Origin of the sequence: Pseudarthrobacter sp. NPDC059871, assembly GCF_042731175.1 — a bacterium.
In the GTDB taxonomy this organism is placed as follows: Bacteria; Actinomycetota; Actinomycetes; order Actinomycetales; family Micrococcaceae; genus Arthrobacter.
The window spans coordinates 85,174-109,072 of record NZ_JBHWJV010000003.1; the positions used below are offsets into that span (position 1 = coordinate 85,174).

Below are 23,899 nucleotides of genomic sequence, written 5' to 3' on the forward strand. Positions count from 1 at the left end.
TCCGTTGGCGTGGTCTTCGTGAAGCAAGCCCGGCGGGCCCTTCCTACGCTAGGAGTGCGGGGGCTGGTCGACAAGTGCCGACAGCATCCGGTTCATCCGTTCATGCCGCGACTGGAACGTCCTGCGCATCTGCCCCAGCAGCACCGAGCGGTCCACGCGAGGGCCAAGCGGGCCTGCAAACCGCAGGGTGTCGGTATACCTGCACCCGGTGCCTTCGTCCACGGCGGTGTGGGTGTGGTGGAAGTACCGGAAGAAGCCCCGCATCTGCTGGTCGCTGAACCCCTGGCCCGGCGTATAAGAGTCGATGAACGCCACCCACTGAATGGGACTCAGGTTCTTCAGCCACCATCGGAAATGGTAGGTCCCGCCCAGCTGGCCGGTCCCGGTGGACGACCAGATGACCTGCATCCTGTCGGGCATGATCGCGATGAAGTTGCCGCGCTGCAGGCAGAATTCGATCACTACTCCGGCGGGTTGGGGAAACCACGATTCAACGCGCAGTTCGCAGACGTCGTCGGGTTCCTCAAGCAGCGCTTGGCCGCCGAAGAGGCCGCGGCCTGCGTAGGCAAGGGCTGCGTGTTTTTGTTCGGCTGTTGCAACGGATGGGCCAGTTTCCAATGCTTCCCCCCGGGGCATTACGTGGACTGTATCCAGATGCTACCCGATGCCAGGGGAGGCCTGGCGACGATCCCGCAAGCGACTGAAAGTAATCAGCATGCTTACTTTTTGTCCGGAAATTCGATAGCGTCGAATGAAGGGCGCACGGCCCGGACCGCGAGGACAAGGAGAACACCGTGAAAGCACTGACCTGGCAAGGAAAGCGATCAGTCAGCGTTGAAGAAGTACCCGACCCCGTGATCCAGGAGCCCACCGATGCGATCGTGCGCATCACCTCCACGGCGATATGCGGGTCCGACCTTCACTTGTACGAGGTCCTGGGGCCGTACATGCACAAGGGCGACGTGATCGGCCACGAACCCATGGGCATCGTGGAAGAAGTGGGAAGCGCCGTCACCAACCTGCGCAAGGGTGACCGCGTGGTGATCCCGTTCAACATCTCCTGCGGCTCCTGCTTCATGTGCAAGCAGGGGCTGCAGTCGCAATGCGAAACCACCCAGGTGAAGGAAAAGGGCTCGGGAGCCGCCCTCTTCGGCTACTCCGAACTGTACGGCTCAGTGCCGGGCGGGCAGGCCGAGTACCTCCGCGTCCCGCACGCGGATTACGGACCCGTCAAGGTGGGGACCGAACTGCCGGACGAACGGTACCTGTTCCTTTCCGACATCCTTCCCACGGCCTGGCAGGCGGTGGAATACGCGGATGTGCAGCCCGGCGGCACCCTTGCAGTGCTGGGGCTCGGGCCGGTGGGCCAGTTCGCCGCCCGGATCGGCGTCCAGCGCGGCTTCAACGTGGTGGGCGTGGACCCCGTCCCGGAACGCCGCGCCATGGCGGCCCGGCACGGCGTGGACACCCTCGACTACACCAAGTCCCTCGGGGACGAACTGCGGGAGAAGACCGCCGGGAGGGGCCCTGACGCGGTGGTGGACGCCGTCGGCATGGAAGCCCATGGCTCCCCGGTGGCCGGATTCGCGCACCAGGCACTGGGACTGCTGCCGGACAAACTGGCGCAAAAGGCCATGGAGACCGCCGGCGTTGACCGCCTCGCCGCACTGCACACGGCTATCGATGCCGTCCGGCGCGGCGGAACGCTCTCCCTCAGCGGCGTCTACGGCGGCCAGGCCAGTCCCATGCCGCTGCTCACCATGTTCGACAAGCAGATCCAGGTACGGATGGGCCAGTGCAACGTGCGGCGGTGGACCGATGACATCCTCCCGCTGGTGGAGGACGACGCCGATCCGCTGGGCGTCATGGACCTCGTCACCCACCGCTCGGGCCTGGACGGGGCACCGGCACTCTATGAGAAGTTCCAGAAGAAGGAAGACGGCTGCATCAAGGTTGTCCTTAACCCGGGCGCCTGAGCCGCACCACGAACGCGATCAGCACAGGTGGTTGAGCGCGTCCTGGGACACGTCCGTGAGCTCGGAAATCAACGGGTTGACCCCCAGGGTAGGGGGTTCCGGGGGATAAGCCACCGCCATGGCCAGCTGGGTCTTGACGTCCTCGCTGGTCATGGCAATGGTCCCATAGCCGTCGGTATCGCCGGGCAGGCCGTAGTAGAAGCGGTTGTTGCAGGTGTTGTTCCAGCGGCGCAGCGCAAAGCCGTAGTACTGCAGGTAGCCGCCCTTCATGGCCGTCACGCTGTCCGGCGGGAGCAGTTCGCCTTTCAGGAGCGCGGCGTAGAAACGGTTCACCTCAGGCAGGGTGGAAACTGCTCCGGACGAGGGAGCCTCCGCCTGCCATTCGGGCAAGCTGGCATCCAGCCGCGCGCCGCCCACCGTGACGTAGCCGTGGACCATGCCTGGAAGGGCCGGCCCGCCCAGCCGCGTTGCAGCCAGGTCCAGCGGACGCGCTACGTCCGTAGCCAGGACCTGTGCGATGTCCTGGCCACGGAGCCGTTCGACGATCAGGGCCAATGCCGCATAGTTGGTCCGCGAATAGTTGAAGATCCGTGCCAGCCGCGGCTCCCACGGGACGGTGGCCGCCAGGGCCAGCTGCTGTTCGAGGCTGACCTTCCGGACCGTGACCTGATCCCAAGGACCGGATGCCAGCAGTGGATCGCTGAAGTCGGGCACCCCCGACTCATGGGTCAAAAGCTGGCGCACACTGACCGGACCGGGCGGATGGAGGACGCTGCCGAACTCCGGCAGGTAGCGGGTCACGGGATCGTCGAGGCCGAGTTTTCCTTCCGCCACCAGCTTCAGCACGGAAACGGCCACCAGTGATTCGGTGATTCCGCCGATGCGGACGGGGTCGGACGCCGTTGCAGGTTCACGGGTCTCCAGGTTCCGAACCCCGGCCGCGTGCGTCCAGTCCTTGCCTCCGTACCGGACATTAATCAGGACGGCGGGTGCACCTTCGCCGATCATGCGGTCGCTGAAGGCTTCAAGAAGGGCGAAAGCGGCAGCCGAGTCGGGGTCCGTCGGCGTGGGGTCCGGAGGGCGGGGTTCGCCGGTGCAGCCGGCAGCTCCAATCAGGAGGGCAGTGCACAGGGCAGCGGCCGCCCGTATCCATCCGCCGCCCCGGCGCGCACCCATGGACTTATTTTCCCCCAGGGGAGGTACTTAGGTGAGCTTCACCTGGCGGTTCATGTCCTTGTACAGCAGGTAGCGGAACTCGCCCGGGCCGCCGGCATAGCAGGCCTGCGGGCAGAAGGCGCGCAGCCACATGAAGTCTCCCGCCTCGACCTCCACCCAGTCGTTGTTGAGCAGGTACATGGCCTTGCCCTCCAGGACGTACAGGCCGTGCTCCATGACATGGGTTTCGGGGAAGGGGATCACACCGCCGGGCTGGAACGTCACGATGTTTACCTGCATGTCGTGCGCCAGGTCGCTGGAATCGGTGAACCGGGTGGTCTTCCAGGCGTCGTTGGTGTCCGGCATGGACGTCGGCTGGACGTCCTTTTCGTTGGTGACGAAGGACTTCGCCTCGAAGCCTTCCAGCCGTTCGTACGCCTTGCGGATCCAGTGGAAGGACACGACGTCCTCCGAAACGTTCTCCAGGCCCCACTCCGCACCGGCGGCAAGGTACGCGTAGCCGCCTTCCTCGAGCTGGTGCAGTTCGCCGTCGAGGGTGAGGTTGACCTGCCCGCGGGTCACGAACACGACGCCTTCGACGCCGGCTTCGAACTCGGCCTTGGGCGCTCCGCCGCCGGGGCCGATCTCCACGATCAGCTGGGAGAACGTGGTGGCGAAGCCCGAGATGGGGCGGGCGATGATCCACGAGCGGGTGTTCGCGAAACCCGGCAGGTTGGACGTGACGATATCCGTCATGACGCCCTTGGGGATCACGGTGTAGGCCTCGGTAACGATGGCCCGTTCGGTGGTCAGGTGCGTCTGCGGGGGCAGGCCGCCGGTAGGGGAGTAGTACTTACCCATGGAGGAGATCCTTTGCTGAGGTGGTGGAGGTGGCGAGCCGCGGGTGCGCCAGTGCGGTGAGCTGGGGAATCCCGACGCCGGCAAGCGCCTGGACCTCTTCGGCACCTACTGCGCCGCACTGGACGCCGCGGAGGACGAAGGCGGCCAGGGCACGGGCGGTGGCGGGCTCGTCCATGACGCCGCCTTCGGTGCGTTCGACATAGTTGCGGAGCCGGGCTGCGGCAGCCGGGAGGCCTTCGCGGTAGAAGGCGTAGGTGGCGGCGAACCTGCTGGGCAGCTGGGCCGGGTGCAGGTCCCAGCCCTGGTAATAGCCGCGTTCCAGGGACCGGCGGACCAGCCGTCCGTGCAGCCGCCAGGCGTTCTCCACGTTGTCGCCCACCGGAATGATGTTGGTGGACCCGTCGGAGAGCCGGATGCCGGTGCCGGCAACGGCCAGCTGCATGACTTCCTTGGCGAAATCGGCCACGGGGTGCTCCATGGACTGGTATTCGGCGGAGATCTGCAGCGAGGCGGAGTAGTCGTAGGTGCCGTAGTGCAGCCCGCTGATGCGGCCCGGCACGGCATGCGGCAGCTGCGCCACCGGGGAGGTGCCGTCCGGGCCCAGGATCAGTTGGGGGGTTTCCACCTGGACCTCGAAGCGCAGCCGCCCGGCTGGCAGCGAGTGGACGTCCTCCAGCCGGGACACTGCGTAATCCATGGCCCGGACCTGGGCCACGGTGGTGACCTTGGGCAGGGTGAGGACCAGGCCCTCGGGCAACTCGCCGGCAGCGGCGAGTCCGGACACGAACAGGTCCAGGGTGCGCAGGCCGCGGGCACGGGTGGCAGCTTCGAAGCATTTGAAGCGGATGCCGATGAACGGGGGAGCGGACCCGGCCGCGACGGCCTGGGCCACCGCGGAAGCTGCGGCCACGGCGGCAGCGTCCTCGGCGTCGTCGCCCCTGTCCCCGAAACCGTCCTCGAAGTCCAGGCGCAGGTCCTCGATGGGTTCGCTGGCGAGCTTGGCTTCGACGCGTGCGGCCACCGCTTCGGCGAGGCCGGGTTCCTGCCCCAGGAGCCTGCCCAGCTTGTCGTAGCCGCCGTGCGCGTCCACGGTGGCCCTGGCCTCGGCGCCCCAGTCGGCGGCGAACGACGGCGTGAACCGGTCCGCGGGTACGTAGACCGTGTGCACGGGCTGGCGGGAGCCGTCGTCGCCGGGGTAGTTCTGCTCCAGCAGGCGGTCGGTGGCGGCCAGTTGCCCGTCGATGGACGCGAGGTCTCCCGCCGACAGCGAGGGTTTGGGTGTTGCGGCCATGCCTCAGCCCACCAGCTCGTAGGCGGGAGTGGTGAGGAAGTCCGTGTAGCCGTCAGAGAGGCAGATGTCAGCGATCAGGTCACTGGCCGGCTGGTAGTACCGGCTGAACGCTTCGTCGCCCACTTCGGTGCGGAGCCGTTCGGTTTCCTCGCCCAGGATCCGCTCCACCAGGTCCTTGGTGACGGTGTTGCCCGTGTCGGCGAGGACGGACTTGTTGCGGATCTGCTGCCAGACCTGCGAACGGGAGATCTCGGCGGTGGCGGCGTCTTCCATGAGGTTGTGGATGGCAACTGCGCCGTTTCCGGACAGCCACACGGCCGTGTAAGCCACCGCGACGTACAGGTTCAGGCGCAGCCCGGCCTCGGTGACCTGGCCCCCGGCGGAGGAGACATCCAGCAGTTCGGCCGCGGTGACCGAAACGTCGGGGCGCTGCCGGTCCACCTGGTTCGGCTTGTCACCGAGCACGGAATCGAACACCTCACGGCAGGTGGACACCAGGTCCGGGTGCGCAACCCAGGAACCGTCGAACCCGTCGTTGGCTTCACGGGTCTTGTCCGCCCGGACCTTTTCAAAGGCCGCTGCGGTGACCTCCGGGTGGCGGCGGTTGGGGATGACGGCGGCCATGCCGCCCATGGCGAAGGCACCGCGGCGGTGGCAGGTCTTGACCAGCAACTCGGTGTACGCGCGCATGAAGGGCGCGGTCATGGCCACGGAGGCGCGGTCCGGGAGGACGAACTCCTCGCCGGCGTCACGGAAGTACTTGATGATGCTGAACAGGTAATCCCAGCGGCCGGCGTTCAGGCCCGAAGCGTGGTCCCGGAGCTCGTAAAGGATCTCGTCCATTTCAAACGCGGCCGGGATGGTCTCGATCAGCACCGTGGCGCGGATGGCGCCCTGGTGCAGGCCAAGGAAGTCCTGGGCGAACACGAACACGTCGTTCCACAGCCGGGCCTCGAGGTGGCTTTCCATCTTCGGCAGGTAGTAGTACGGGCCCTGTCCGTTCAGCACCAGCTGCTTGGCGATGTGGAAGAAGTGGAGGCCGAAGTCCACCAGTGCGCCCACGGCAGGTTCGCCGTTGACCAGGAGGTGCTTCTCCTGCATGTGCCAGCCGCGCGGGCGGGCCACCACTACGGCGAGCGGCGCGTCGGTGCGGAGCTTGTATTCCTTGCCCTCGTCCGAGGTGAAGCTGAGGGTGCCCTGGGCGGCGTCGCGGAGGTTCAGGATGGCGTCGATGACGTTGCCCCAGGTGGGTGTGCTGGCGTCCTCGAGGTCCGCCAGCCACACCTTGGCGCCCGAGTTCAGCGCATTGATGGCCATCTTTGCCGGTGAGGCAGGTCCTGTCATCTCCACGCGGCGGTCCTGCAGGGCCGCAGGCGCGGGCGCAACCTTCCAGTCGCCGTCGCGCACGTCCTGCGTCTCCGGCAGGAAGTCCAGCTTGCCGGTGTCGGCCACGCGCTGCCGCTTGGCGGAACGGGCCGCCAGGAGCTCGTTGCGGGTGCCGGCGAACCGGTTGTGCAGTTCCTCCACGAACGCCAGCGCCTTGGGGGTGAGGATCTCCTCCGCGCGGTTGATCGGCAGGGGGTCTGTGACAGTGATGGCCATTTCTGGTCCTTTCCTTAGGCTGAAGACTTGTGCTGAAGTCAGGCGGTGAATCAGGCGTTGGCCAGCGCGGCTTCCGGTTCTGCCCGTTCCGTGACCGCGGCGGTTGCCACGTTGGCGGCGTGCGCTGCGGCGGCAACGGCTGAGGCAACATCGGCGGCCACATGGGGATCGAAGACGCTGGGGATAATGTAGCTGGCATTGAGCTCATCGTCAGCTACCCGCCTGGCGATGGCTTCCGCGGCGGCTACCAGCATTTCGGGCGTGATGTCCGAGGCTCCGGCATCCAGCAGGCCGCGGAAGAAGCCGGGGAAGGCCAGCACGTTGTTGATCTGGTTGGGGAAGTCGCTGCGCCCGGTGGCCACCACAGCCGCGTGCTTTGAAGCGATGACGGGGTCGATTTCCGGTGTGGGGTTGGCCATGGCGAACACGATCGCGTCCGCGGCCATGGAGGCTACCTGCTCCTCGCCGATGACGTGCGGGGCGCTGACGCCGATGAAGACGTCCGCACCGACGAGGGCCTCGTGCAGGGTGCCGGAGAAGCCTTCCTCATTGGTGTTCGCGGCAATCCAGCTCCGGTGTTCGTCGCCGTAGGTTTCGCCGGAGTGGATGGCGCCCGAGCGGCCGGCGGCGACGATGTGCTCCGCGCCCTGGGCCTTCAGGAGCTGGATGATGGCCGAGCCCGCGGCGCCGACGCCGGAGACGACGATGCGGACCTCACTCAGGGTCTTGCCCACCACGCGCAGCGCGTTGACCAGGGCGGCGAGGGTGACGATGGCGGTGCCGTGCTGGTCGTCGTGGAACACCGGAATGTCCAGTTCCTCGCGGAGGCGGTTCTCGATCTCGAAGCAACGCGGTGCGGCGATGTCCTCAAGGTTGATGCCGCCGTACACCGGGGCCATCGCCTTGGCGATCATGATGATTTCTTCGGTGTCCTGGGTGTCCAGGCAGACCGGCCAGGCGTCCACGTTGGCGAACTGCTTGAACAGGGCTGCCTTGCCTTCCATGACGGGGAGGGCGGCGGCAGGGCCGATGTTGCCCAGGCCCAGGACGGCGGAACCGTCGGTGAGTACGGCAATGGTGTTGCGCTTGACCGTCAGGTTGCGGGCCGCGGCGGGGTCTTCGGCAATGGCCAGGCAGACGCGGGCGACGCCGGGGGTGTAGGCACGCGAGAGATCGTCGCGGTTGCGCAGGGCTACCTTGGGGACCACCTCAAGCTTGCCGCCGAGGTGCATCAGGAAGGTGCGGTCCGAGACGTGCTGGACCGTGACGCCGTCGAGCGCGTTCAGGGCGTCCTTGACGCGGGCGGCGTGCTCGTCGTCCGTGGTGTTGCAGGTGACGTCCACAACGAGGGTCTCGTGGTGGGACTCGCTGACGTCCAGGGCGGTGATGGCGGCGCCTGCCGCCCCCACTGCGGCGGCGAGCTCGCTCGTGGCGCTGAAGCTGGACGGCGCTTCGACGCGCAGGGTGATCGAGTTTCCGGGGCTGGGGTTCGCCATTGAATGTCCTCCTGTTGGGGCCGAGCATCGGCCTGTTCCGGTAAGCCTGTTCTCTACGAATGTTTTCGTATTATGGATATTATTATCTACAAGATGGAAATACAACCCCTCCGAATGCGACTGGAGGATGTGGGAGCCAGCGCGTGCCCGCAACTCTGCGCTTGATGTATGTTGGGTGTTCTAAGCACTCTTTTCACGATGTGGATAAGAGTTGTCGGATTCCGAGCCGTAGGAGACAACGGAATGGCAGAAAAAGCGTCCGGTGGCGTGCAGTCGGTAGAGCGCGTCTTTGAACTGCTGGAGCTGATCACGGATGCCGGCGGCGACGTCACGCTGAGTGAGTTGTCCTCCTCCACCGACCTTCCGCTGCCCACCATCCACCGCCTGCTGCGGACCCTGGTATCGCTGGGCTACATCCGCCAGCTGCCCAACCGCCGCTACGCCCTGGGCCCGCGGCTGATCCGGCTCGGCGAAGGCGCCAACAAGCAGCTCGGAGCGGTGGCCCGTCCCCAGCTGAAGGCCCTGGTGGACCAGCTCGGCGAGACCTCCAACATGGCAGTACTGGATTCGGACATGGTCATCTACGTCGCCCAGGTGCCCTCGCTCCACTCGATGCGCATGTTCACCGAGGTGGGCCGGCGCGCCCATACCCATGCCACCGGCGTGGGCAAGGCCATCCTGGCCCAGCTCGACGACGAAACCGTCCGCGGCATCGTGGCCCGTGCCGGAATGCCCACGCCCACCGTGAAGAGCATCGGCGACGTCGAAGAACTCCTGGCCGACCTCAAGCTGATCCGGGAACGTGGCTACTCCATCGACGAAGAGGAACAGGAACTGGGCGTCCGCTGCTTCGCCATGGCCGTCCCCAACGCTCCCACGCCCACGGCGATCTCCGTCTCCGGGCCGGTATCCCGGGTGGACGAGCACTTCGCCGACAAAGCCGTGCCGGTCCTCCGCCAGGCGGCCGAGACCATCTCCCGCGAGTTGAACCGCACCTGACACACCCAAAAGCCTCAAAACTGACTGACTGACGACGGCGGCCCGCACCTTTGGCGAAAAGGTGCGGGCCGCCGTCGTTGGCTGCGTCTTTGCTAATGCTCCGATGCCTTTTGGGCTGACTCGACGCGGACTTCCTTGCCGTCGCAGTCGAGGAGTTTGCCGCCTTCGAAGCGGTCGCCGTCCACCAGGCCCTTGATGTCCTGTTCCTGCACCACGCGTTCGGTGCCGGCCACGAACACGGACTGGTTGTCCGAGTTGCCCGCCTTGAGGTGGTTGAACAGCAGGTTCAGCAGGATGGCCATGACCGCTGCCGAGCTGATGCCGGAGTGGAAGATGGTGCTGAACCAGGACGGGAAGTGGTCGTAGAACGACGGTGCGGCGATGGGGATCATGCCGAACCCGATGGAGGCTGCCACCACGATCAGGTTCATGTTGTTCTTGTACTCCACCTTGGACAGCGTGCGGATGCCGCTGGCTGCCACGGTGCCAAAGAGGACCACGCCGGCGCCGCCCAGGACGGGCGTGGGGACGGCTGCGACAACCCGGCCCAGGACCGGAAGCAGGCCGAGGATCACCAGGATCAGGCCGCCGGCGCTGACCACGAAGCGGCTCTTCACGCCGGTGATGGCCACCAGGCCCACGTTCTGGGCGAAGGCGCTCTGCGTGAAGGAGTTGAACAGCGGGGAGATGGCGCTGGAGAGCATGTCCGCGCGGAGGCCGTTGCCGATCCGCTTGGAGTCCACCTTGGTGCCCACGATTTCACCCACCGCGATGATGTCCGCTGACGTTTCGGTGAGGGTGACCAGGATGACGATCAGCATTGAGATGATGGCCGCGATCTCGAAAGTGGGCGGGCCGAAGGCGAACGGGGTGGGGAATGCGACGATTTCGCCCTGGCCCACCTTGGAGAAGTCCGCCATGCCGAACGCGAAGGCGATGCCGGTGCCGAGCACCATGGCCAGGAGGATCGAAAGCCGGGAGATGGCCGCGCTGCCCACCTTGCTCAGGAGCAGGACGATGCCCATGGTGGCGGCGGCGAGGCCGATGTTGGCCATGCTGCCGTAGTTGTCCGCCTTGCTGTTGCCGCCCATGGCCCAGTTGGCGGCCACCGGCATCAGGGTCAGGCCGATGGTGGTGATCACGGTGCCGGTTACCACGGGCGGGAAGAAGCGGATGATCTTCGAAAACAGGGGCGTGATCAGCAGGCCGATGAGCGAGGCCGCGATGACCGACCCGAAGACGGCCTGGATGCCGCCGCCGCCGTGGACGATCGCCACCATGGTGGAGACGCCGGCGAACGATACGCCCTGGACCAGGGGAAGCTGGGATCCGAAGAACGGGACACCGATGGTTTGGAGGATGGTGGCGAGGCCGCCCACAAAGAGGCAGGCCGCGATGAGCAGGCCGATGTCCTGTGAGGACATGCCGGCCGCGGCGCCGATGATCAGGGGCGGGGCGATGATGCCGCCGTACATGGTGAGGACGTGCTGGAAGCCGTAGGCGAACGTGCTTCCCAGCGGGAGCCGCTGGTCTTCCGGGCGGCTTGGCTGGGCGCTGTGTCCGGCGGCTGCGGCGGCCGGTTTCTTCTTGGTGTTCATGGCAGACTTTCTTGGTTCATGGCAGACGTCATCGTCTGGCTAACGTTGTCTGGCTAACAGGTGAAGCTGTGGGTCGGTGTGGACGGGCTCAACCACTGGGGGTCGGGCCCGGCCACACCAAAAAGCGTCAGGCTTTAGCAGAAGCCGGCGATGCCGGACCAGGCTGCGGGTGCTGCGGTGGCGTCGTCGCGCTGGACGGTGGCTTCGATCAGGCCGTACGGGCGGTCGGCTGCGAAGAACACTTCGTTGGGGTTGTCCAGCCCGAAGGGGGACAGGTCCACCAGGAAGTGGTGCTTGTTGGGCATGGAGAACTTGATCTCGTCGATCTCGCTGTGGGCCTCCAGGACCTTGGTGCCCATGTCGAACAGGGTCTGCTGCAGGGCATGGGAGTACTTCTCGGTGAATCCTTCGAGCAGGAGGCCCTTGACGTCCTCGTAGCTCTTGTTGAAGTCAAGGGTGCTGAAATCGGTGCCGGCCTTGAAGCGCCAGCGGGCGGAAACGTCCGTGGCGAGGATGCGGTCGGTGGTTTCCGGGAGGGTGGTGTAGCGGTCCCGGGGGTAGCCGACGAAGCCTGACTCAGTGGACTTCAGGACGGTCAGGTCTTTCAGTCCCGAGATGAGGTGGGTGTCGGCGCCGTCGCGGACCAGGACGGCGGTGCGGACTTCCTGGCCGTTGCGGACGAACGAGTGGTCGTGTTCGCTGCCGTGGGCCTGGATGCGGTTCCAGGAGTAAGACTCGGCTTCCCAGCGGCCACCGTTGACCCAGTCGAAGCTGGAGGTGAAGTGCTCGCCGAGGCGCAGCAGGAATGCTTCCGGGGAGCCGATGCCGTCGCGGGCGAAGGCGTAGATGGTGTTCTTCTGGGTATCCGTGGCCACTACGTGGGCGTTGTCGCCCTCCAGGTGGGCCGCGGAGAAGTCGCCGCGCAGCTGCGAGGTGACGTTCAGGTCTTCGATCTCGTGGCGGTTGGTGTCCCTGGTGATCTTGACGACGCGGACTTCGGCCTTGCCGTACTGGTTTTCGCCGAGAATGATCTTGCTGCTCATGGTCTTTTCCCAATCTCCGGTAAGTGGAACCAAGGTTCCATCACTGAAATTAAGCGCGCATTTCAAGCGCGTTTCCGGTGGAGCCGACCCAACAAAAAAGAGCCGGCATCCATTGATGCCAGCTCATTACGACCCTGCCTGCTGCTCCCAGGTTACGTGACCTGCGCCACGAGTTGCCTAACAGCGTACCCCCGCAAGCCGGTGGTGTACATCACAAGTTGAAAAATCCGATTGTGACCGACGGGCCGAAAGCGGCTGCGCGGAACCATTGACTCAGCGTCAGGGCGCCCCCTAGTCTTTTCGTATAGCAAAAATTACTTTCCGTAATACGAAATAAGAAATCGAGGTGGATCAGATGTACCAGCAGGAGTCCCAGGCAGTTGCACCGGCGGACACGGCGGGCCGGACGGTCCCGGAGTTCTACCTCCCCCTCGGCGGCGGCACCGATCCGGACTTCTATGTTCCGGAGGACCGCGTCCATGAACCCAGCCGCTTCTCGCGCTGGATTTCCGCCCTCCCGGGCTTCGGCCGGCAGCGCTAGGACCCTGGGCGGCCGGGCCATTCCTTTCCGGCCCACGGATCGTAGTCCGCAATGAGGTCTTCCTGGCCCGGCCGGTCTGCGTCCGGGACGTGCTGCAGGTTGACCCGCACCCGGTACCAGAGCGAGCTCGAACCCCGCATCCCGTCCACCAGAATGTCCGCCGGCTGCAGGGATTGGACGACGACGGCGTGCCTGGACTTCCATTCGTCCAGCGCCTTGAGCGCTTCTGGCTTGGTTTTGGTGCGCGCCACCTCGATCAGCGGCATCAGGGATTGCCGGCGCCCGGTGCCGTTGGCGCCGCGGGGCGCCTTTTCTGCCGGGCCCAGGTCCTTCGCCAGCGCCAGCAGCCCGTCCAGCGATCCGGCGGCGCCGTCAATGCCCGAATGCGGATCGCCGATCTCCGCGAACCGTTCCAGCACCGTGCGAACCGTGAACCGATCCGGCCGGACGGTACGGACCTCGTCCCACGTGAGCGGCGTGGACACCCTTGCGTCGGGCAGGGCGCGCACTGAGTAGGCCGACGCCACGGTGCGGTCCTTGGCGTTCTGGTTGAAGTCGACGAACACGCTCTCGCCGCGTTCTTCCTTCCACCACCGCGCGGTGGCCAGGCCCGGGGCCCGGTTCTCCACCTCACGGGCCAGGGTCTCGGCGGCCAGCCGGACATCCTTGTAGGACCATTCCGGCGCAATGCGCACCAGGATGTGCAGCCCGCGGGACCCGCTGGTCTTCGGCCAGCCCACCAGCCCCACGTCGTCAAGGACCTCCTGCGCCACATAGGCGACGTCCACGATCTGCGACCAGTCCACGCCCGGCATGGGGTCCAGGTCCACCCGCAGCTCGTCGGGATGCTCCAGGTCCTCGGCGCGGACCGGGTGCGGGTTCAGGTCCAGGCAGCCGAGATTCACCACCCACGCGAGGCCGGCCGCGTCCCGGATGACTGCTTCTTCTGCCGACGTCCCGGAGGCGTAGTGCAGGGTTGTGGTGTCGATGAACGGCGGATGGTTTTCCGGGACGCGCTTCTGGAAGAACGGCTCAGCGTCGATGCCCTTCGGGAACCGCTTCAACACCATGGGCCTGCCGCCGGCGCCCCGCAACGCACCCTCCGCGACCGCAAGGTAGTACCGCACCAGGTCCAGCTTGGTCAGCCCCGGCTCGGGGAACACCGCTTTGTCCGGGCTCGAGATCCGGACCTCGACACCCTCGATGTCCAGGATCTCGGCCGGCGTCTTTGACGGAGTCATGGCGCCACGCTAGCAGCGGGCTTGCAGCCTGTCAGCCGTTGACCAGCCTCCGTGCTGCCATGGAGTGCTCCGCAATCAGCCCGGCGATGTCCAGTCCGGGGATCCGGCCGTCCACCACGCGCCACTGACCGCCCACCATCACCCGGTCAGCCCTGTCCGCTGCGCACAGCAGCAGCGCCGCAATGGGGTCATGGCTGCCGGAGAAGCGGAGGTCGTCCAGCTTGAACAGGGCGAGGTCGGCCTGCATCCCGGGTGCCAGCTGGCCCAGTCCCTTCCGGCCCAGTACCGCCGCCGAGCCCCGCGTGGCCCAGCCGAGCGCCCGCTCCACCGGCACGTCCGCACCGTAGCGGAGGCGCTGCAGGTACAGTGCCTGCCGGGCTTCGAGGATCATGTTGGAGGCATCGTTCGACGCCGAGCCGTCCACTCCCAGCCCCACGGGAACGCCTGCGTCCTCCAGTTCCAGGACCCGGGCCGTTCCCGAGGCGAGGCGCATATTGGACGTGGGGCAGTGCGCGACGGCGGTCCCCGCCGAACCGAGGCGGGTGATCTCATCGTCGCTGAAGTGGATCCCGTGCCCCAGCCAGGCGCGGTCCGTCAGCCAGCCCACGCTGTCCAGGTAGTCCACGGTGCGCAGGCCGAACCGTTCCCGGCAGAAGTCCTCCTCGTCCAGCGTCTCGGCCAGGTGCGTATGGAGCCGGACGTCCAGCCGTTCAGCCAGCGCCGAGCTTTCGGCCATGATCTCCTTGGTCACCGAGAACGGCGAGCAGGGCGCCAGGGCGATCTGGACCGTCGCGTCCTCGCCTCGCTCGTGATACTCCGAAACCAGGCGCTCGCTGTCCGCCAGCACCACCTCCGGATCCTGCACCGTGGACTGCGGCGGCAGGCCGCCGTCGTCCGTTCCCAACGTCATGGACCCTCGGGTGAGGGTGGCGCGCATGCCCAGCCGGCGGACCGCCTCCACCTCGATGTCGATAGCGTCTTCGAGGCCGGCCGGAAACAGGTAGTGGTGGTCCGCCGCGGTGGTGCAGCCGGACAGCAACAGCTCGGCCAGGGCAACCGTGGCTGCCAGCTCGAGGTCCTTCGGCGTGAGCCGCGCCCACACCGGGTACAGGTTCTGCAGCCAGGGGAACAGCGGAGCGTTGGCCACCGGCCCCCAGGCGCGAGTCAGGGTTTGGTAGAAGTGGTGGTGCGTGTTGATCAGCCCCGGGAGCAGGACGTGGCTGCCGGCGTCGAACGTCTGCGAGCAGGGTGCGGAGGGCTGCTGGCCCGCGGCGAGGACCTCCCTGATGACGCCGCCGCTGATGACCAGCCCGCCCGAGGCGTCGAGGGAATTGGCAGTGAAGGCGGCCAGCGGATTCCGGATCCAGAGCCGGGCGGCGGCATCGGAGGCGGCGAAAGCGGGGGAGGAAAGAGTCATGGAAGGCATCCTTGTCTGAGCGGAGTTCTGCACGTTCCAGCTCAGTGAGGCCCTGTCTGCTGATCCAGGTGTCCGGCCGCCAACTGCCATGCGGCGGGCGGTCCGGGTCCGCACCAGCGTAGGGACTGCGGTGACCTGCGTCAATGGCCGCGGAATGTGACCGGCGGCCTCCGGGGCTGTGAGCAAGACGTAACCTCGATTTCACATTGCGAAATTAAATTTCCAGAAACCTATGGCGTGGACCACAAACCGGTGCTAATCTCGATTCTGCCAAAGGCGGGCACCCGAACCCGGGAAGCTATCTACCAGGCGCAACTAAACCTTCACAGCACATGCTGAAGCCTGGTAACCGTTCGCACCTGGTTCCTCTGGTCCTTTGCGCGGCTTCAGGCTTCCCGGCACTAAGGAAGTCGCATCATGAGTACCACCGTCACGGCCGAGCAGTTCCTGGCCCGATCCATCCGGCTGGCAACAGCCAACGTCCTCAACAGTGGCGGGCCCTTCGGCGCCATGATCGTCACCGCGGACGGCAAGACGTTCGACGGCGTCAACCGCGTCACCGCGGACAACGATCCCACCGCCCACGCCGAAGTCACCGCCATCCGCACCGCCTGCCGCGAGCTCGGCACCTTCGACCTCAGCGGCGCCGTCCTCTACACCAGCTGCGAGCCATGCCCCATGTGCCTGGCCTCGGCACTCTGGGCCCGCGTGGAGCGCGTGGTCTTCGCTGCGGACCGCCACGACGCCGCCTCGGTGGGCTTCGACGACGCCGTCTTCTACGAGTACTTCGACAACCAGGACAGGGACTCCCTGATGCCGGTCTCCAAGCTGGAACTGGCCGATCCCCAGGCGCCGGCCCCGCTGGAGCCGTTCAACACCTGGAACACGCTCGAATCCAGGATTGACTACTAGGGCCCGGTGGCTGACATGACAATCCTGGACAACTCCTCTGAAAAGCAGGCTGCCCTGTTCCCGAATGGAGACAACAGCGCAGAGCCCACAGGGGCACGCGACACGCAAACGGCATCCGGGCGGGGACGGCAAGGAAGCACCCCGCCGGCGCCAAACAACATCCTTGACCGTTTCTTCCACATCACCCGGCGCGGCTCCACCGTGACCCGTGAGTTCCGCGGCGGGCTGGTCACGTTCTTCACCATGGCGTACATCGTCATCCTGAACCCCCTGATCCTGGGCGGCTTCAGCGCGGACAACGCCCCCACCGACGTAGCGGGCGGCTGGCTCTCCGCAGCCCAGGTGGGGGCAGTCACCGGCCTCACAGCCGGCGTCATGACCATCCTCTTCGGCCTCATCGCCAACCTTCCGTTCGGCCTCGCAGCCGGCCTCGGCATCAACTCCTTCCTGGCCGTCTCCGTGATCCAGGAGGTCACGTGGCCTGAAGCCATGGGCCTGGTGGTGATCAACGGCATCCTGATTGTGCTGTTCGGCGTCACCGGCGCCCGGACCGCCATCTTCCGGGCGGTACCCAAGGAGCTCAAGGCCGCCATCACCGTGGGCATCGGCCTATTCATCGCCTTCATCGGCTTCGTGGACTCCGGCTTCGTCCGGCCCACCGCGGGCGGTCCTCCCGTCCAGTTGGGCGACGGCGGCTCCATCACCTCCATACCCACGCTCGTGTTCGTCGTTGGCCTCCTGGCCATGGGCATCATGGTGGCCCGCAAGGTCCAGGGCGGCCTGCTCATCGGCATCGTCGGCACCACCGTGCTGGCCGCCGTCGTTGAAGCCTTCATGAAGATCGGCCCCGCCAGCGCCACCAACCCCGGCGGCTGGCACCTGAACACCCCCGTCCTGTCCGGCCAGCTCGTGTCAGCTCCGGACCTGGGCCTGGTGGGCCAGTTCGACCTCTTCGGTTCGTTCGCCAGGATCGGCGGACTCGCAGCCACCATGCTGGTCTTCACCCTCGTGTTCACCAACTTCTTCGACGCCATGGGCACCATGACCGGCCTGGCCAAGAGCGCCGGCGTCGCACACAAGGACGGAACGTTCCCGCGGCTCAAGTCCGCCTTCATCGTGGAAGGCTTCGGCGCTGTTGCCGGCGGTGCCACGTCCGGTTCCTCCAACACGGTCTACATCGACTCCGCGGCCGGCATCGGCGAAGGGGCCCGCACCGGCCTGGCCTCCGTGGTCACCGGCGTACTGTTCCTGGGCTCGATGTTCCTCACCCCGCTCACCAGCGTGGTGCCGCTGGAGGTCGCCGCCGCGGCCCTGGTGGTGGTGGGCGCCATGATGATGGCCCAGATCCGCGAGATCAAGTTCACCAAGTTCACGGTGGCGCTGCCGGCATTCCTCACGATCGTGACCATGCCGCTGAGCTACTCGATCGCCAACGGCATCGGTGTGGGCTTCGTCAGTTGGGCCATCATCGGCGCCGCGTCCGGAAAGGCGAAGAAAATCCATCCGCTCATGTGGGTGGTCAGCGCAGGGTTCCTGGTGTACTTCGCCCGCGGGCCCATCAACGCCCTGCTGGGCGGCTGACCCGCCGCGCGGCCCTTCGGCCGCGGCAACCTTCCCCAACCACCTGCGAGGAACGACAATATGGACACCACCGCCGCGCGGAAGAAGGAGCACCGCAATGCTTGACCTGATTCCCCTCCTCCACAGCTGGACGCCCAACCTGGGCGGACGGTTTGCCGTGGCCACCATTGTGGGCGCCGGCGGTTCGGTGCCCAGGCCGGTAGGCACCTCCATGCTGGTTGCAGAGTCCGGGGCTGTGCTGGGCAGCCTCTCCGGCGGATGCGTGGAGGGCGCCGTGGTGGCGCTGGCGCAGGAAGCCATGGACGACGACGGCAGCCGCCGGAAGACCTTCGGCTTCAGTTCCACGGACGCCTTCGCCGCCGGGCTCACCTGCGGCGGAGAACTGGACATCCACGTGGAACCGGTGCCCGCCGCGGTGCCAGGCGGTACTCCGCACCCGCTGCGCGCAGCCCTCATCCACCTGGCGAGCGGCAGCGCCGGCGAACCCGTTGCTCTGGTGCGGCGCCTGCCTTCGGACGGCGCCGCCGGGGGAGGGGCCGCCGGGGGAGGGGCCGCCGTCGTCCTGCCGGATCCGGCCAGGGCATGCGCGGCGGCACCGGACCTCGCGGCGCTGCTGCCCGCCCCGGGAACCGGTGAAGGGGCGGAAATTCCTGCCCTTCTCCAGTCGCTGCTGCGGGCCGGCGGCGCCGGGCTGGTTCCGCTGCCCGGTCCGGACGGATGCCTTCCGGACCGGGCGGCGGGCAGCCCCAGGGGACCGGCCCTGCTGGTGGAATCCCGGCTGGCGCCGCCGCGGATGCTGGTGTTTGGCGCCAACGATTTCGGCGCCGCCCTGGTCCCCGCCGCCAAGCTCCTGGGCTACCACGTGACCCTCGTGGACGCCCGCCCTGCTTTCGCCAGCCAGCCCCGGTTCGCCGCCGCGGATGCCGTGGTCACGGACTGGCCGCACCGGTACCTGGCGGCCGAGGCAGCGGCGGGCAGGCTGGACAGCCGCACCGTGGCGGCCGTCCTCACCCACGACCCCAAGTTCGATCGTCCGCTCCTGGAAGCGGCCCTCGGCCTCGATCTTGCCTACGTGGGGGCCATGGGATCGCGGCGCAGCCACCTGCAGCGCGTCGACGACCTGCTCAGTGCGGGCATCCCGCCCGGCCGGATCGCCCAGCTCCATTCACCCATCGGCCTGGACCTCGGCGCCGTCACCCCTGCGGAGGTGGCCGTGTCCATCACGGCCGAGCTCATCGCCGCCCGGACCCGCGCCGCCACCGGCATTCCACTCCGGGACCGTTCCGGGCCCATCCACGGGCACCACCCAGACCAGGCTTCGACGGCCGGTCCGTCGGCGCCCACCACCCTTTACCAGCAGGAGAACGCATGGACATGAACACCATTGAGGCCGTGGTCCCCACCACGGACCCCGCACAGTGGCGCGACGGCGACGCCTGGCTTGCCGGCGGCACGGTCCTGTTCTCCTACGGCAGCTACGCCTTCGGGCCCCAGCCGGTCAGGCGCCTCCTGGACCTCGGCGCTGCAGGCTGGGCACCTGTTACCGTCACCGGCGACGGGATCGACCTCGCCGCCACCTGCACCATCGCCGAGCTGTACCGCCTCCCGGAATCCCCGGACGCCGCAGGCCTGCCCTGGCCGGCACTGGACCTGGTCCGGCCATGCTGCGACTCCTTCGTTGCTTCCTTCAAGGTGTGGAACATGTCCACCGTGGGCGGCAACCTGTGCACCTCGCTGCCTGCAGGGCCGGTCATCTCGCTGTGCGCGGGACTGGACGGCGTGGCCACCATCCTGGGCCCCGGCGGCACCAGCCGCAGCGTACCCATCGCCGACTTCGTGACTGGGGACGCCACAAACTGCCTGGCACCGGGCGAGCTGCTCAGCAGCGTCCACCTCCCGGCGTCGGCCCTGTCATCCCGCACCGCCTTCCGCCGCCTGTCGCTGAGCAACCTGGGCAGGTCCGGGGTATTGCTGATTGGAAGGCTCGACGGCGGCACCGCCCTGGTCCTGACCGTCACCGCAGCCACCAAGCGGCCCGTGCAGCTGCGCTTCGACACTCTCCCGGACGCCGACCATCTGGCGGCCGCCCTCGAGGACGCCATACCTGCCGACCTTTACCACGACGACATCCACGGCCTCCCTGCCTGGCGCCGGGACATGACCTACCGGCTGGCCGAGGAAATCCGTACCGAACTGGCAGCACCTGAGGGCGCAGCAGCGGCGGGCCTCACCGTCTCGGGCGACTTTTGGCCGCCCCTGAGCACCCCGGCCGCCGGTTCCACAGCACTTCCGAAAGGGGCCTGACCATGGCCATCAACATTAACGGCGCACCGGCCGAAACGGATCCCCGCCCGGGCCAGTGCCTCCGGACCTTCCTCCGGGAACAGGGAAACATGGGCGTCAAGAAGGGTTGCGACGGCGGCGACTGCGGGGCCTGCACGGTCCACGTGGACGGCACTCCGGTCCACAGCTGTATCTATCCCGCTGTCCGCGCCGAGGGGCACTCGGTCACCACCATCGAGGGACTGGCCGCCGCATCCGGCGACGGTCCCGGCCTGCACCCCGTGCAGCAGCAGTTCATGGAGCGGCAGGGTTTTCAGTGCGGCTTCTGCACCGCCGGCATGGTGATGACAGCCGCCACGTTCGACGACGACCAACGGGACAACCTGCCCCGCAACCTCAAAGGCAACCTCTGCCGCTGCACGGGCTACCGCGCCATTGCTGACGCCGTCTGCGGCCACGCGGGGCATCCGGATCCGCAGGGTCAAGGCTCGGGTATCGCCGGGGCAAGCCAGCCAGACCCGGAACCCGGCCAGCTCGGCGACGACGTCCCCGCCCCCGCCAGCCGTGCGGTGGTCACCGGCGCGGCCCGCTACACACTGGACATCCCGCAGGACCAGCAGCAGGCACTGCTGCACCTGAAAATCCTCCGGTCACCGCACGCCCACGCACGGGTGGTTTCCATCGACAAGGACGCTGCCCTCCGGATCCCCGGCGTCGTGGCTGTCTTCACCTCCGACGACGCCCCGGAGCAGCTCTTCTCCACCGCCCAGCACGAGCTCTTCACCGACGATCCGGACGATACCCGCGTGCTGGATGACGTGGTCCGGTTCATCGGGCAGCGCGTGGCCGCCGTCGCCGCCGAATCCGTAGCTGCCGCCGAGGCCGGTGTCCGGGCGCTCGCGGTGGAGTACGAAGAACTTCCCGCCGTCTTCACGCCGCAGGATGCCCTGCGCCCGGGCGCCCCGCTGGTGCACGGCGACAAGGACGGCGCCACCGCACGGATCTCCCGGCCGGACCGCAATGTGGTGGCGGAGCTGCATTCGGAACTGGGAAGCGTGGCGGGCGGCTTCGCGGAAGCGGACTTCATCCACGAACAGACCTACCAAACCCAGCGGGTCCAGCATGTGGCGCTCGAAACCCACGCGGCCATCGCCTCCGTTGATGCCGAAGGCCGGCTCCAGGTCCGCACCTCCAGCCAGGTTCCGTTCCTGGTCCGGCGCACCCTGTGCCGGGTATTCGGGCTGGACGAGGACAAAGTGCATGTGGTGGCAGGCAGGGTGGGCGGTGGCTTCGGTGGGAAGCAGGAAGTCCTCACCGAGGACCTCGTGGCGCTCGCGGCCCTGAAGCTGAAGCGGCCCGTCCAGCTGGAACTCACCCGCACCGAACAGTTCACCGCCACCACCACGCGGCATCCGTTCACCATCAAGCTCAAGGCCGGGGCCAGCAAGGACGGCCACCTCACTGCCCTTGAGCTGGACGTCCTCACCAACACCGGCGCCTACGGAAACCACGGCCCCGGCGTCATGTTCCACGGCTGCGGCGAATCCCTGGCCGTGTACAAGTGCGACAACAAAAAAGTGGACGCCCGCGCCATGTATACCCACACGGTCCCGGCCGGGGCCTTCCGCGGCTACGGGCTGAGCCAGATGATTTTCGCGGTGGAGTCCGCCATGGACGAACTCGCCGCCGGCATCGGCATGGACCCGTACGAGTTCCGCCGCCGGAACATGGTGCGCGAAGGCGACCACATGCTGTCCACCCACCCTGAACCCGAGGAAGACGTGCACTACGGCAGCTACGGGCTGGACCAGTGCCTGGACCTGGTGCGCGGGGCACTGGACCGCGGCCTGGAACGGTACCGGGCGGCCGGGCTGGACCAGCTGGGACCGGACTGGATGACCGGCGAGGGCGCCGCGCTGTCCATGATCGACACTGTGCCGCCACGCGGACACTTCGCCCACTCGCGACTGCGGCTGCTGCCGGACGGAACGTACCAGGCCGACGTCGGGACCGCCGAGTTCGGCAACGGCACCACCACCGTCCACGCCCAGCTTGCCGCCACCGCCCTGTCCACCGAGGCTGCCCGGGTGGCGGTGCGGCAGTCCGACACGGACCTGGTGGAGCACGATACCGGCGCGTTCGGCTCGGCCGGCACAGTTGTGGCCGGAAAAGCCACCCTTGCTGCGGCAGAGGAACTGGCTGTCCGTATCCGCGCCTTTGCCGCGGGCATCCGGCAGACCCAGGCCTCCGCCTGCGTCCTCGACGGAGACGCCGTGGTGGTGGACGGGACGGCCGTGGCACTGTCGGAACTGGCGCAGGCAGCTGCGGAAGCCGGCGTCGAACTCGCTGCCGAAGGCCGCTGGGGTGGAACCCCGAGGTCGGTGGCGTTCAACGTGCACGGCTTCCGCGTGGCCGTGAACCGGAAGACCGGAGAACTGAGGATCCTGCAAAGCGTGCAGGCGGCCGACGCCGGTGTGGTGGTCAACCCCCGGCAGTGCCGCGGCCAGATCGAGGGCGGCATTGCCCAGGCCATCGGTGCCGCGCTGTACGAGGAAGTGGTGGTGGATCGCGCTGGCAAGGTCACCACGGACATCCTGCGGCAGTACCACATCCCCACCTTCGCGGACGTGCCGCGGAGCGAGGTGTACTTTGCCGATACCAACGACAAGCTCGGCCCGCTCGGTGCCAAGTCCATGAGTGAAAGCCCGTTCAACCCGGTAGCGCCCGCGCTGGCCAACGCCATCCGGAACGCCACCGGAGTGCGGTTCGCGTCCCTGCCCATGGCCAGGGACCGGATCTACCTGGGGCTGAAGGAAGCCGGTCTGGTGCCCGCGGACCACGTCCATTCCCAGCCGGTGCGGTGAACAGGCGGCCCGTAAAATTCCGGCCCGGAAGCGGCGACCCATATAGTCGGGGGATGGAACAACGGATTTTAGGCAGGACCGGACGGAACGTCTCCATCGTGGGGCTGGGCACCTGGCAGCTTGGCGCGGACTGGGGCAACGTGGACCCGGCCCAGGCCCAGGCCATCCTGGCGGCGTCCGCCGAGGCCGGTGTCACCTTCTTCGACACCGCCGACGTGTACGGCGATGGCAAGAGCGAACAGGCCATCGGCAAATTCCTGGCCGACAACCCCGGGATGGACATCACCGTGGGCACCAAGATTGGCCGCCGGATGGACCAGCGCCCGGAAAACTACACGCTGGCCAACTTCCGCCAGTGGGTTGACCGCTCGCGGAAGAACCTGGGAACGGACACCCTGGACCTGGTCCAGCTGCACTGCCCGCCCACACCGGTGTTCAGCAGCAACGAGGTCTACGACGCCCTGGACACCCTGGTGTCCGAAGGCGCCATCCGCAACTACGGCGTCAGTGTGGAGCGGACGGACGAAGCCCTGGAAGCCATCCGGCGCCCGGGAACAGCCTCGGTCCAGATCATCCTGAACGCGTTCCGGCTCAAGCCGCTCGACGAGGTCCTGCCCGCCGCGAAGGCAGCCGGCGTGGGCATCATCGCCCGCGTCCCCCTGGCGTCCGGGCTGCTGTCCGGGAAATACACCAAGGACACCACGTTCGCGGACAACGACCACCGGAACTACAACCGCGACGGCGGCTCCTTCGATGTGGGGGAGACCTTCTCCGGGGTGGACTTCCAGCTCGGCCTGAAGGCTGTGGCCGAGTTCGAACAGCTGGTCCCCTCCGGCGCCACCACCGCCCAGGCCGCCATCGCCTGGATCGCCGCACAGGACGGCGTCAGCACGGTGATCCCGGGTGCCCGCAACGTGGACCAGGCCGTGGCGAACGCTGCCGCCGCCTCCGTGGCTGTCACCGATGAATTCGGCGAAGGTGTCCGCTGGATCTACGACCACTACTTCCGCGAGGCCATCCACCCGCGCTGGTAGCCGGG

General features: G+C 67.3%; 19 protein-coding genes. 9 read left to right on the forward strand and 10 right to left on the reverse strand.

Annotated features, from left to right (window positions below; translation table 11 throughout):
* Positions 1 to 48: 48 nt before the first annotated feature.
* Positions 49 to 636 carry a hypothetical protein gene (locus ACFV4R_RS05530; RefSeq protein ID WP_377201557.1) on the reverse strand — a complete coding sequence of 196 codons (588 nt, stop codon included), beginning with the start codon at positions 634 to 636 and terminating at the stop codon, positions 49 to 51.
* A gap of 158 nt (positions 637 to 794) precedes the next feature.
* On the opposite strand from ACFV4R_RS05530, the gene ACFV4R_RS05535 reads away from it, so the two are divergent.
* A complete protein-coding gene (locus ACFV4R_RS05535; RefSeq protein WP_377201556.1) occupies positions 795 to 1,976 on the forward strand; it encodes a zinc-dependent alcohol dehydrogenase in 1,182 nt (393 codons plus the stop codon).
* An 18-nt stretch (positions 1,977 to 1,994) separates the two neighbouring features.
* Here the strand turns inward: ACFV4R_RS05535 and ACFV4R_RS05540 are convergent, their stop codons facing one another.
* From ACFV4R_RS05540 to ACFV4R_RS05560, 5 genes are read right to left on the reverse strand one after another with little or no spacing between them, the layout of a single operon-like run.
* On the reverse strand, positions 1,995 to 3,152 hold the full coding sequence (locus ACFV4R_RS05540; RefSeq protein WP_377201555.1) for a serine hydrolase domain-containing protein: 1,158 nt from the start codon (positions 3,150 to 3,152) through the stop codon (positions 1,995 to 1,997).
* Between the two features lie 27 nt (positions 3,153 to 3,179).
* Positions 3,180 to 3,992, reverse strand: coding sequence for a bifunctional allantoicase/(S)-ureidoglycine aminohydrolase (locus ACFV4R_RS05545; protein ID WP_377201554.1), 813 nt, complete (start codon positions 3,990 to 3,992; stop codon positions 3,180 to 3,182).
* Positions 3,985 to 5,283 carry a DUF6986 family protein gene (locus ACFV4R_RS05550; protein WP_377201553.1) on the reverse strand — a complete coding sequence of 433 codons (1,299 nt, stop codon included), beginning with the start codon at positions 5,281 to 5,283 and terminating at the stop codon, positions 3,985 to 3,987. The genes ACFV4R_RS05545 and ACFV4R_RS05550 overlap by 8 nt, the downstream gene beginning before the upstream one ends.
* Before the next feature lie 3 nt (positions 5,284 to 5,286).
* Positions 5,287 to 6,885: a malate synthase A gene (aceB, locus tag ACFV4R_RS05555; RefSeq protein WP_377201552.1), complete on the reverse strand. Its 1,599-nt coding sequence runs from the start codon at positions 6,883 to 6,885 to the stop codon at positions 5,287 to 5,289.
* A 50-nt stretch (positions 6,886 to 6,935) separates the two neighbouring features.
* Entirely contained in the window at positions 6,936 to 8,381 is a 1,446-nt protein-coding gene (locus ACFV4R_RS05560) for an NAD-dependent malic enzyme (protein ID WP_377201551.1), read from the reverse strand.
* Between the two features lie 243 nt (positions 8,382 to 8,624).
* Here ACFV4R_RS05560 and ACFV4R_RS05565 point away from each other — a divergent pair, with 243 nt between their 5' ends.
* On the forward strand, positions 8,625 to 9,380 hold the full coding sequence (locus tag ACFV4R_RS05565; RefSeq protein ID WP_015938365.1) for an IclR family transcriptional regulator: 756 nt from the start codon (positions 8,625 to 8,627) through the stop codon (positions 9,378 to 9,380).
* A 92-nt stretch (positions 9,381 to 9,472) separates the two neighbouring features.
* On the opposite strand, the gene ACFV4R_RS05570 is transcribed toward ACFV4R_RS05565, so the two are convergent.
* Both ACFV4R_RS05570 and pucL read right to left on the reverse strand, forming a co-directional pair.
* The gene (locus ACFV4R_RS05570) at positions 9,473 to 10,978 is read right to left on the reverse strand and encodes a nucleobase:cation symporter-2 family protein (protein WP_377201550.1); all 1,506 of its coding nucleotides are present in this window, start codon (positions 10,976 to 10,978) and stop codon (positions 9,473 to 9,475) included.
* Between the two features lie 134 nt (positions 10,979 to 11,112).
* On the reverse strand, positions 11,113 to 12,021 hold the full coding sequence (gene pucL / locus ACFV4R_RS05575) for a factor-independent urate hydroxylase (RefSeq protein WP_377201549.1): 909 nt from the start codon (positions 12,019 to 12,021) through the stop codon (positions 11,113 to 11,115).
* A 355-nt stretch (positions 12,022 to 12,376) separates the two neighbouring features.
* Here pucL and ACFV4R_RS05580 point away from each other — a divergent pair, with 355 nt between their 5' ends.
* Positions 12,377 to 12,562, forward strand: a complete 186-nt coding sequence (locus ACFV4R_RS05580) for a hypothetical protein (RefSeq protein WP_377201647.1) — start codon at positions 12,377 to 12,379, stop codon at positions 12,560 to 12,562.
* Here the strand turns inward: ACFV4R_RS05580 and ligD are convergent.
* Together ligD and ACFV4R_RS05590 are read right to left on the reverse strand one after the other, a co-directional pair.
* Positions 12,559 to 13,803 (reverse strand): non-homologous end-joining DNA ligase, encoded by a 1,245-nt coding sequence (gene ligD, locus ACFV4R_RS05585; RefSeq protein ID WP_377201548.1) that lies wholly within the window; start codon positions 13,801 to 13,803, stop codon positions 12,559 to 12,561. The two genes, ACFV4R_RS05580 and ligD, sit on opposite strands and share 4 nt — an antisense overlap.
* A gap of 31 nt (positions 13,804 to 13,834) precedes the next feature.
* Positions 13,835 to 15,220, reverse strand: coding sequence for an 8-oxoguanine deaminase (locus tag ACFV4R_RS05590; RefSeq protein ID WP_377201547.1), 1,386 nt, complete (start codon positions 15,218 to 15,220; stop codon positions 13,835 to 13,837).
* Positions 15,221 to 15,637: 417 nt separating this feature from the next.
* On the opposite strand from ACFV4R_RS05590, the gene ACFV4R_RS05595 reads away from it, so the two are divergent.
* From ACFV4R_RS05595 to ACFV4R_RS05620, 6 genes are all read left to right on the forward strand, one after another.
* On the forward strand, positions 15,638 to 16,132 hold the full coding sequence (locus ACFV4R_RS05595; RefSeq protein ID WP_045732180.1) for a nucleoside deaminase: 495 nt from the start codon (positions 15,638 to 15,640) through the stop codon (positions 16,130 to 16,132).
* 6 nt (positions 16,133 to 16,138) lie between these two features.
* On the forward strand, positions 16,139 to 17,713 hold the full coding sequence (locus ACFV4R_RS05600; RefSeq protein ID WP_377201546.1) for an NCS2 family permease: 1,575 nt from the start codon (positions 16,139 to 16,141) through the stop codon (positions 17,711 to 17,713).
* 97 nt (positions 17,714 to 17,810) lie between these two features.
* A complete protein-coding gene (locus ACFV4R_RS05605) occupies positions 17,811 to 19,091 on the forward strand; it encodes an XdhC family protein (protein ID WP_377201545.1) in 1,281 nt (426 codons plus the stop codon).
* Positions 19,082 to 20,017: an FAD binding domain-containing protein gene (locus ACFV4R_RS05610; protein WP_377201544.1), complete on the forward strand. Its 936-nt coding sequence runs from the start codon at positions 19,082 to 19,084 to the stop codon at positions 20,015 to 20,017. Before ACFV4R_RS05605 ends, ACFV4R_RS05610 begins: the two co-directional genes overlap by 10 nt.
* 2 nt (positions 20,018 to 20,019) lie before the next feature.
* Entirely contained in the window at positions 20,020 to 22,860 is a 2,841-nt protein-coding gene (locus ACFV4R_RS05615; protein WP_377201543.1) for a molybdopterin-dependent oxidoreductase, read from the forward strand.
* Between the two features lie 53 nt (positions 22,861 to 22,913).
* Complete coding sequence (locus ACFV4R_RS05620; protein ID WP_377201542.1) at positions 22,914 to 23,894, forward strand: aldo/keto reductase; 981 nt, start codon at positions 22,914 to 22,916, stop codon at positions 23,892 to 23,894.
* Positions 23,895 to 23,899: the final 5 nt, after the last annotated feature.

What these genes read in the sequence shown, in the direction of transcription:
- ACFV4R_RS05530 (WP_377201557.1), bottom strand. Translation starts at nt 636, where the DNA reads ATGCCCCGGGGGGAAGCATTGGAAACTGGCCCATCCGTTGCAACAGCC.
- ACFV4R_RS05540 (WP_377201555.1), bottom strand. Translation starts at nt 3,152, where the DNA reads ATGGGTGCGCGCCGGGGCGGCGGATGGATACGGGCGGCCGCTGCCCTG.
- ACFV4R_RS05545 (WP_377201554.1), bottom strand. Translation starts at nt 3,992, where the DNA reads ATGGGTAAGTACTACTCCCCTACCGGCGGCCTGCCCCCGCAGACGCAC.
- ACFV4R_RS05550 (WP_377201553.1), bottom strand. Translation starts at nt 5,283, where the DNA reads ATGGCCGCAACACCCAAACCCTCGCTGTCGGCGGGAGACCTCGCGTCC.
- aceB (WP_377201552.1), bottom strand. Translation starts at nt 6,885, where the DNA reads ATGGCCATCACTGTCACAGACCCCCTGCCGATCAACCGCGCGGAGGAG.
- ACFV4R_RS05560 (WP_377201551.1), bottom strand. Translation starts at nt 8,381, where the DNA reads ATGGCGAACCCCAGCCCCGGAAACTCGATCACCCTGCGCGTCGAAGCG.
- ACFV4R_RS05565 (WP_015938365.1), top strand. Translation starts at nt 8,625, where the DNA reads ATGGCAGAAAAAGCGTCCGGTGGCGTGCAGTCGGTAGAGCGCGTCTTT.
- ACFV4R_RS05570 (WP_377201550.1), bottom strand. Translation starts at nt 10,978, where the DNA reads ATGAACACCAAGAAGAAACCGGCCGCCGCAGCCGCCGGACACAGCGCC.
- pucL (WP_377201549.1), bottom strand. Translation starts at nt 12,021, where the DNA reads ATGAGCAGCAAGATCATTCTCGGCGAAAACCAGTACGGCAAGGCCGAA.
- ACFV4R_RS05580 (WP_377201647.1), top strand. Translation starts at nt 12,377, where the DNA reads ATGTACCAGCAGGAGTCCCAGGCAGTTGCACCGGCGGACACGGCGGGC.
- ligD (WP_377201548.1), bottom strand. Translation starts at nt 13,803, where the DNA reads ATGACTCCGTCAAAGACGCCGGCCGAGATCCTGGACATCGAGGGTGTC.
- ACFV4R_RS05590 (WP_377201547.1), bottom strand. Translation starts at nt 15,220, where the DNA reads ATGACTCTTTCCTCCCCCGCTTTCGCCGCCTCCGATGCCGCCGCCCGG.
- ACFV4R_RS05595 (WP_045732180.1), top strand. Translation starts at nt 15,638, where the DNA reads ATGAGTACCACCGTCACGGCCGAGCAGTTCCTGGCCCGATCCATCCGG.
- ACFV4R_RS05605 (WP_377201545.1), top strand. Translation starts at nt 17,811, where the DNA reads ATGCTTGACCTGATTCCCCTCCTCCACAGCTGGACGCCCAACCTGGGC.
- ACFV4R_RS05610 (WP_377201544.1), top strand. Translation starts at nt 19,082, where the DNA reads ATGGACATGAACACCATTGAGGCCGTGGTCCCCACCACGGACCCCGCA.
- ACFV4R_RS05615 (WP_377201543.1), top strand. Translation starts at nt 20,020, where the DNA reads ATGGCCATCAACATTAACGGCGCACCGGCCGAAACGGATCCCCGCCCG.
- ACFV4R_RS05620 (WP_377201542.1), top strand. Translation starts at nt 22,914, where the DNA reads ATGGAACAACGGATTTTAGGCAGGACCGGACGGAACGTCTCCATCGTG.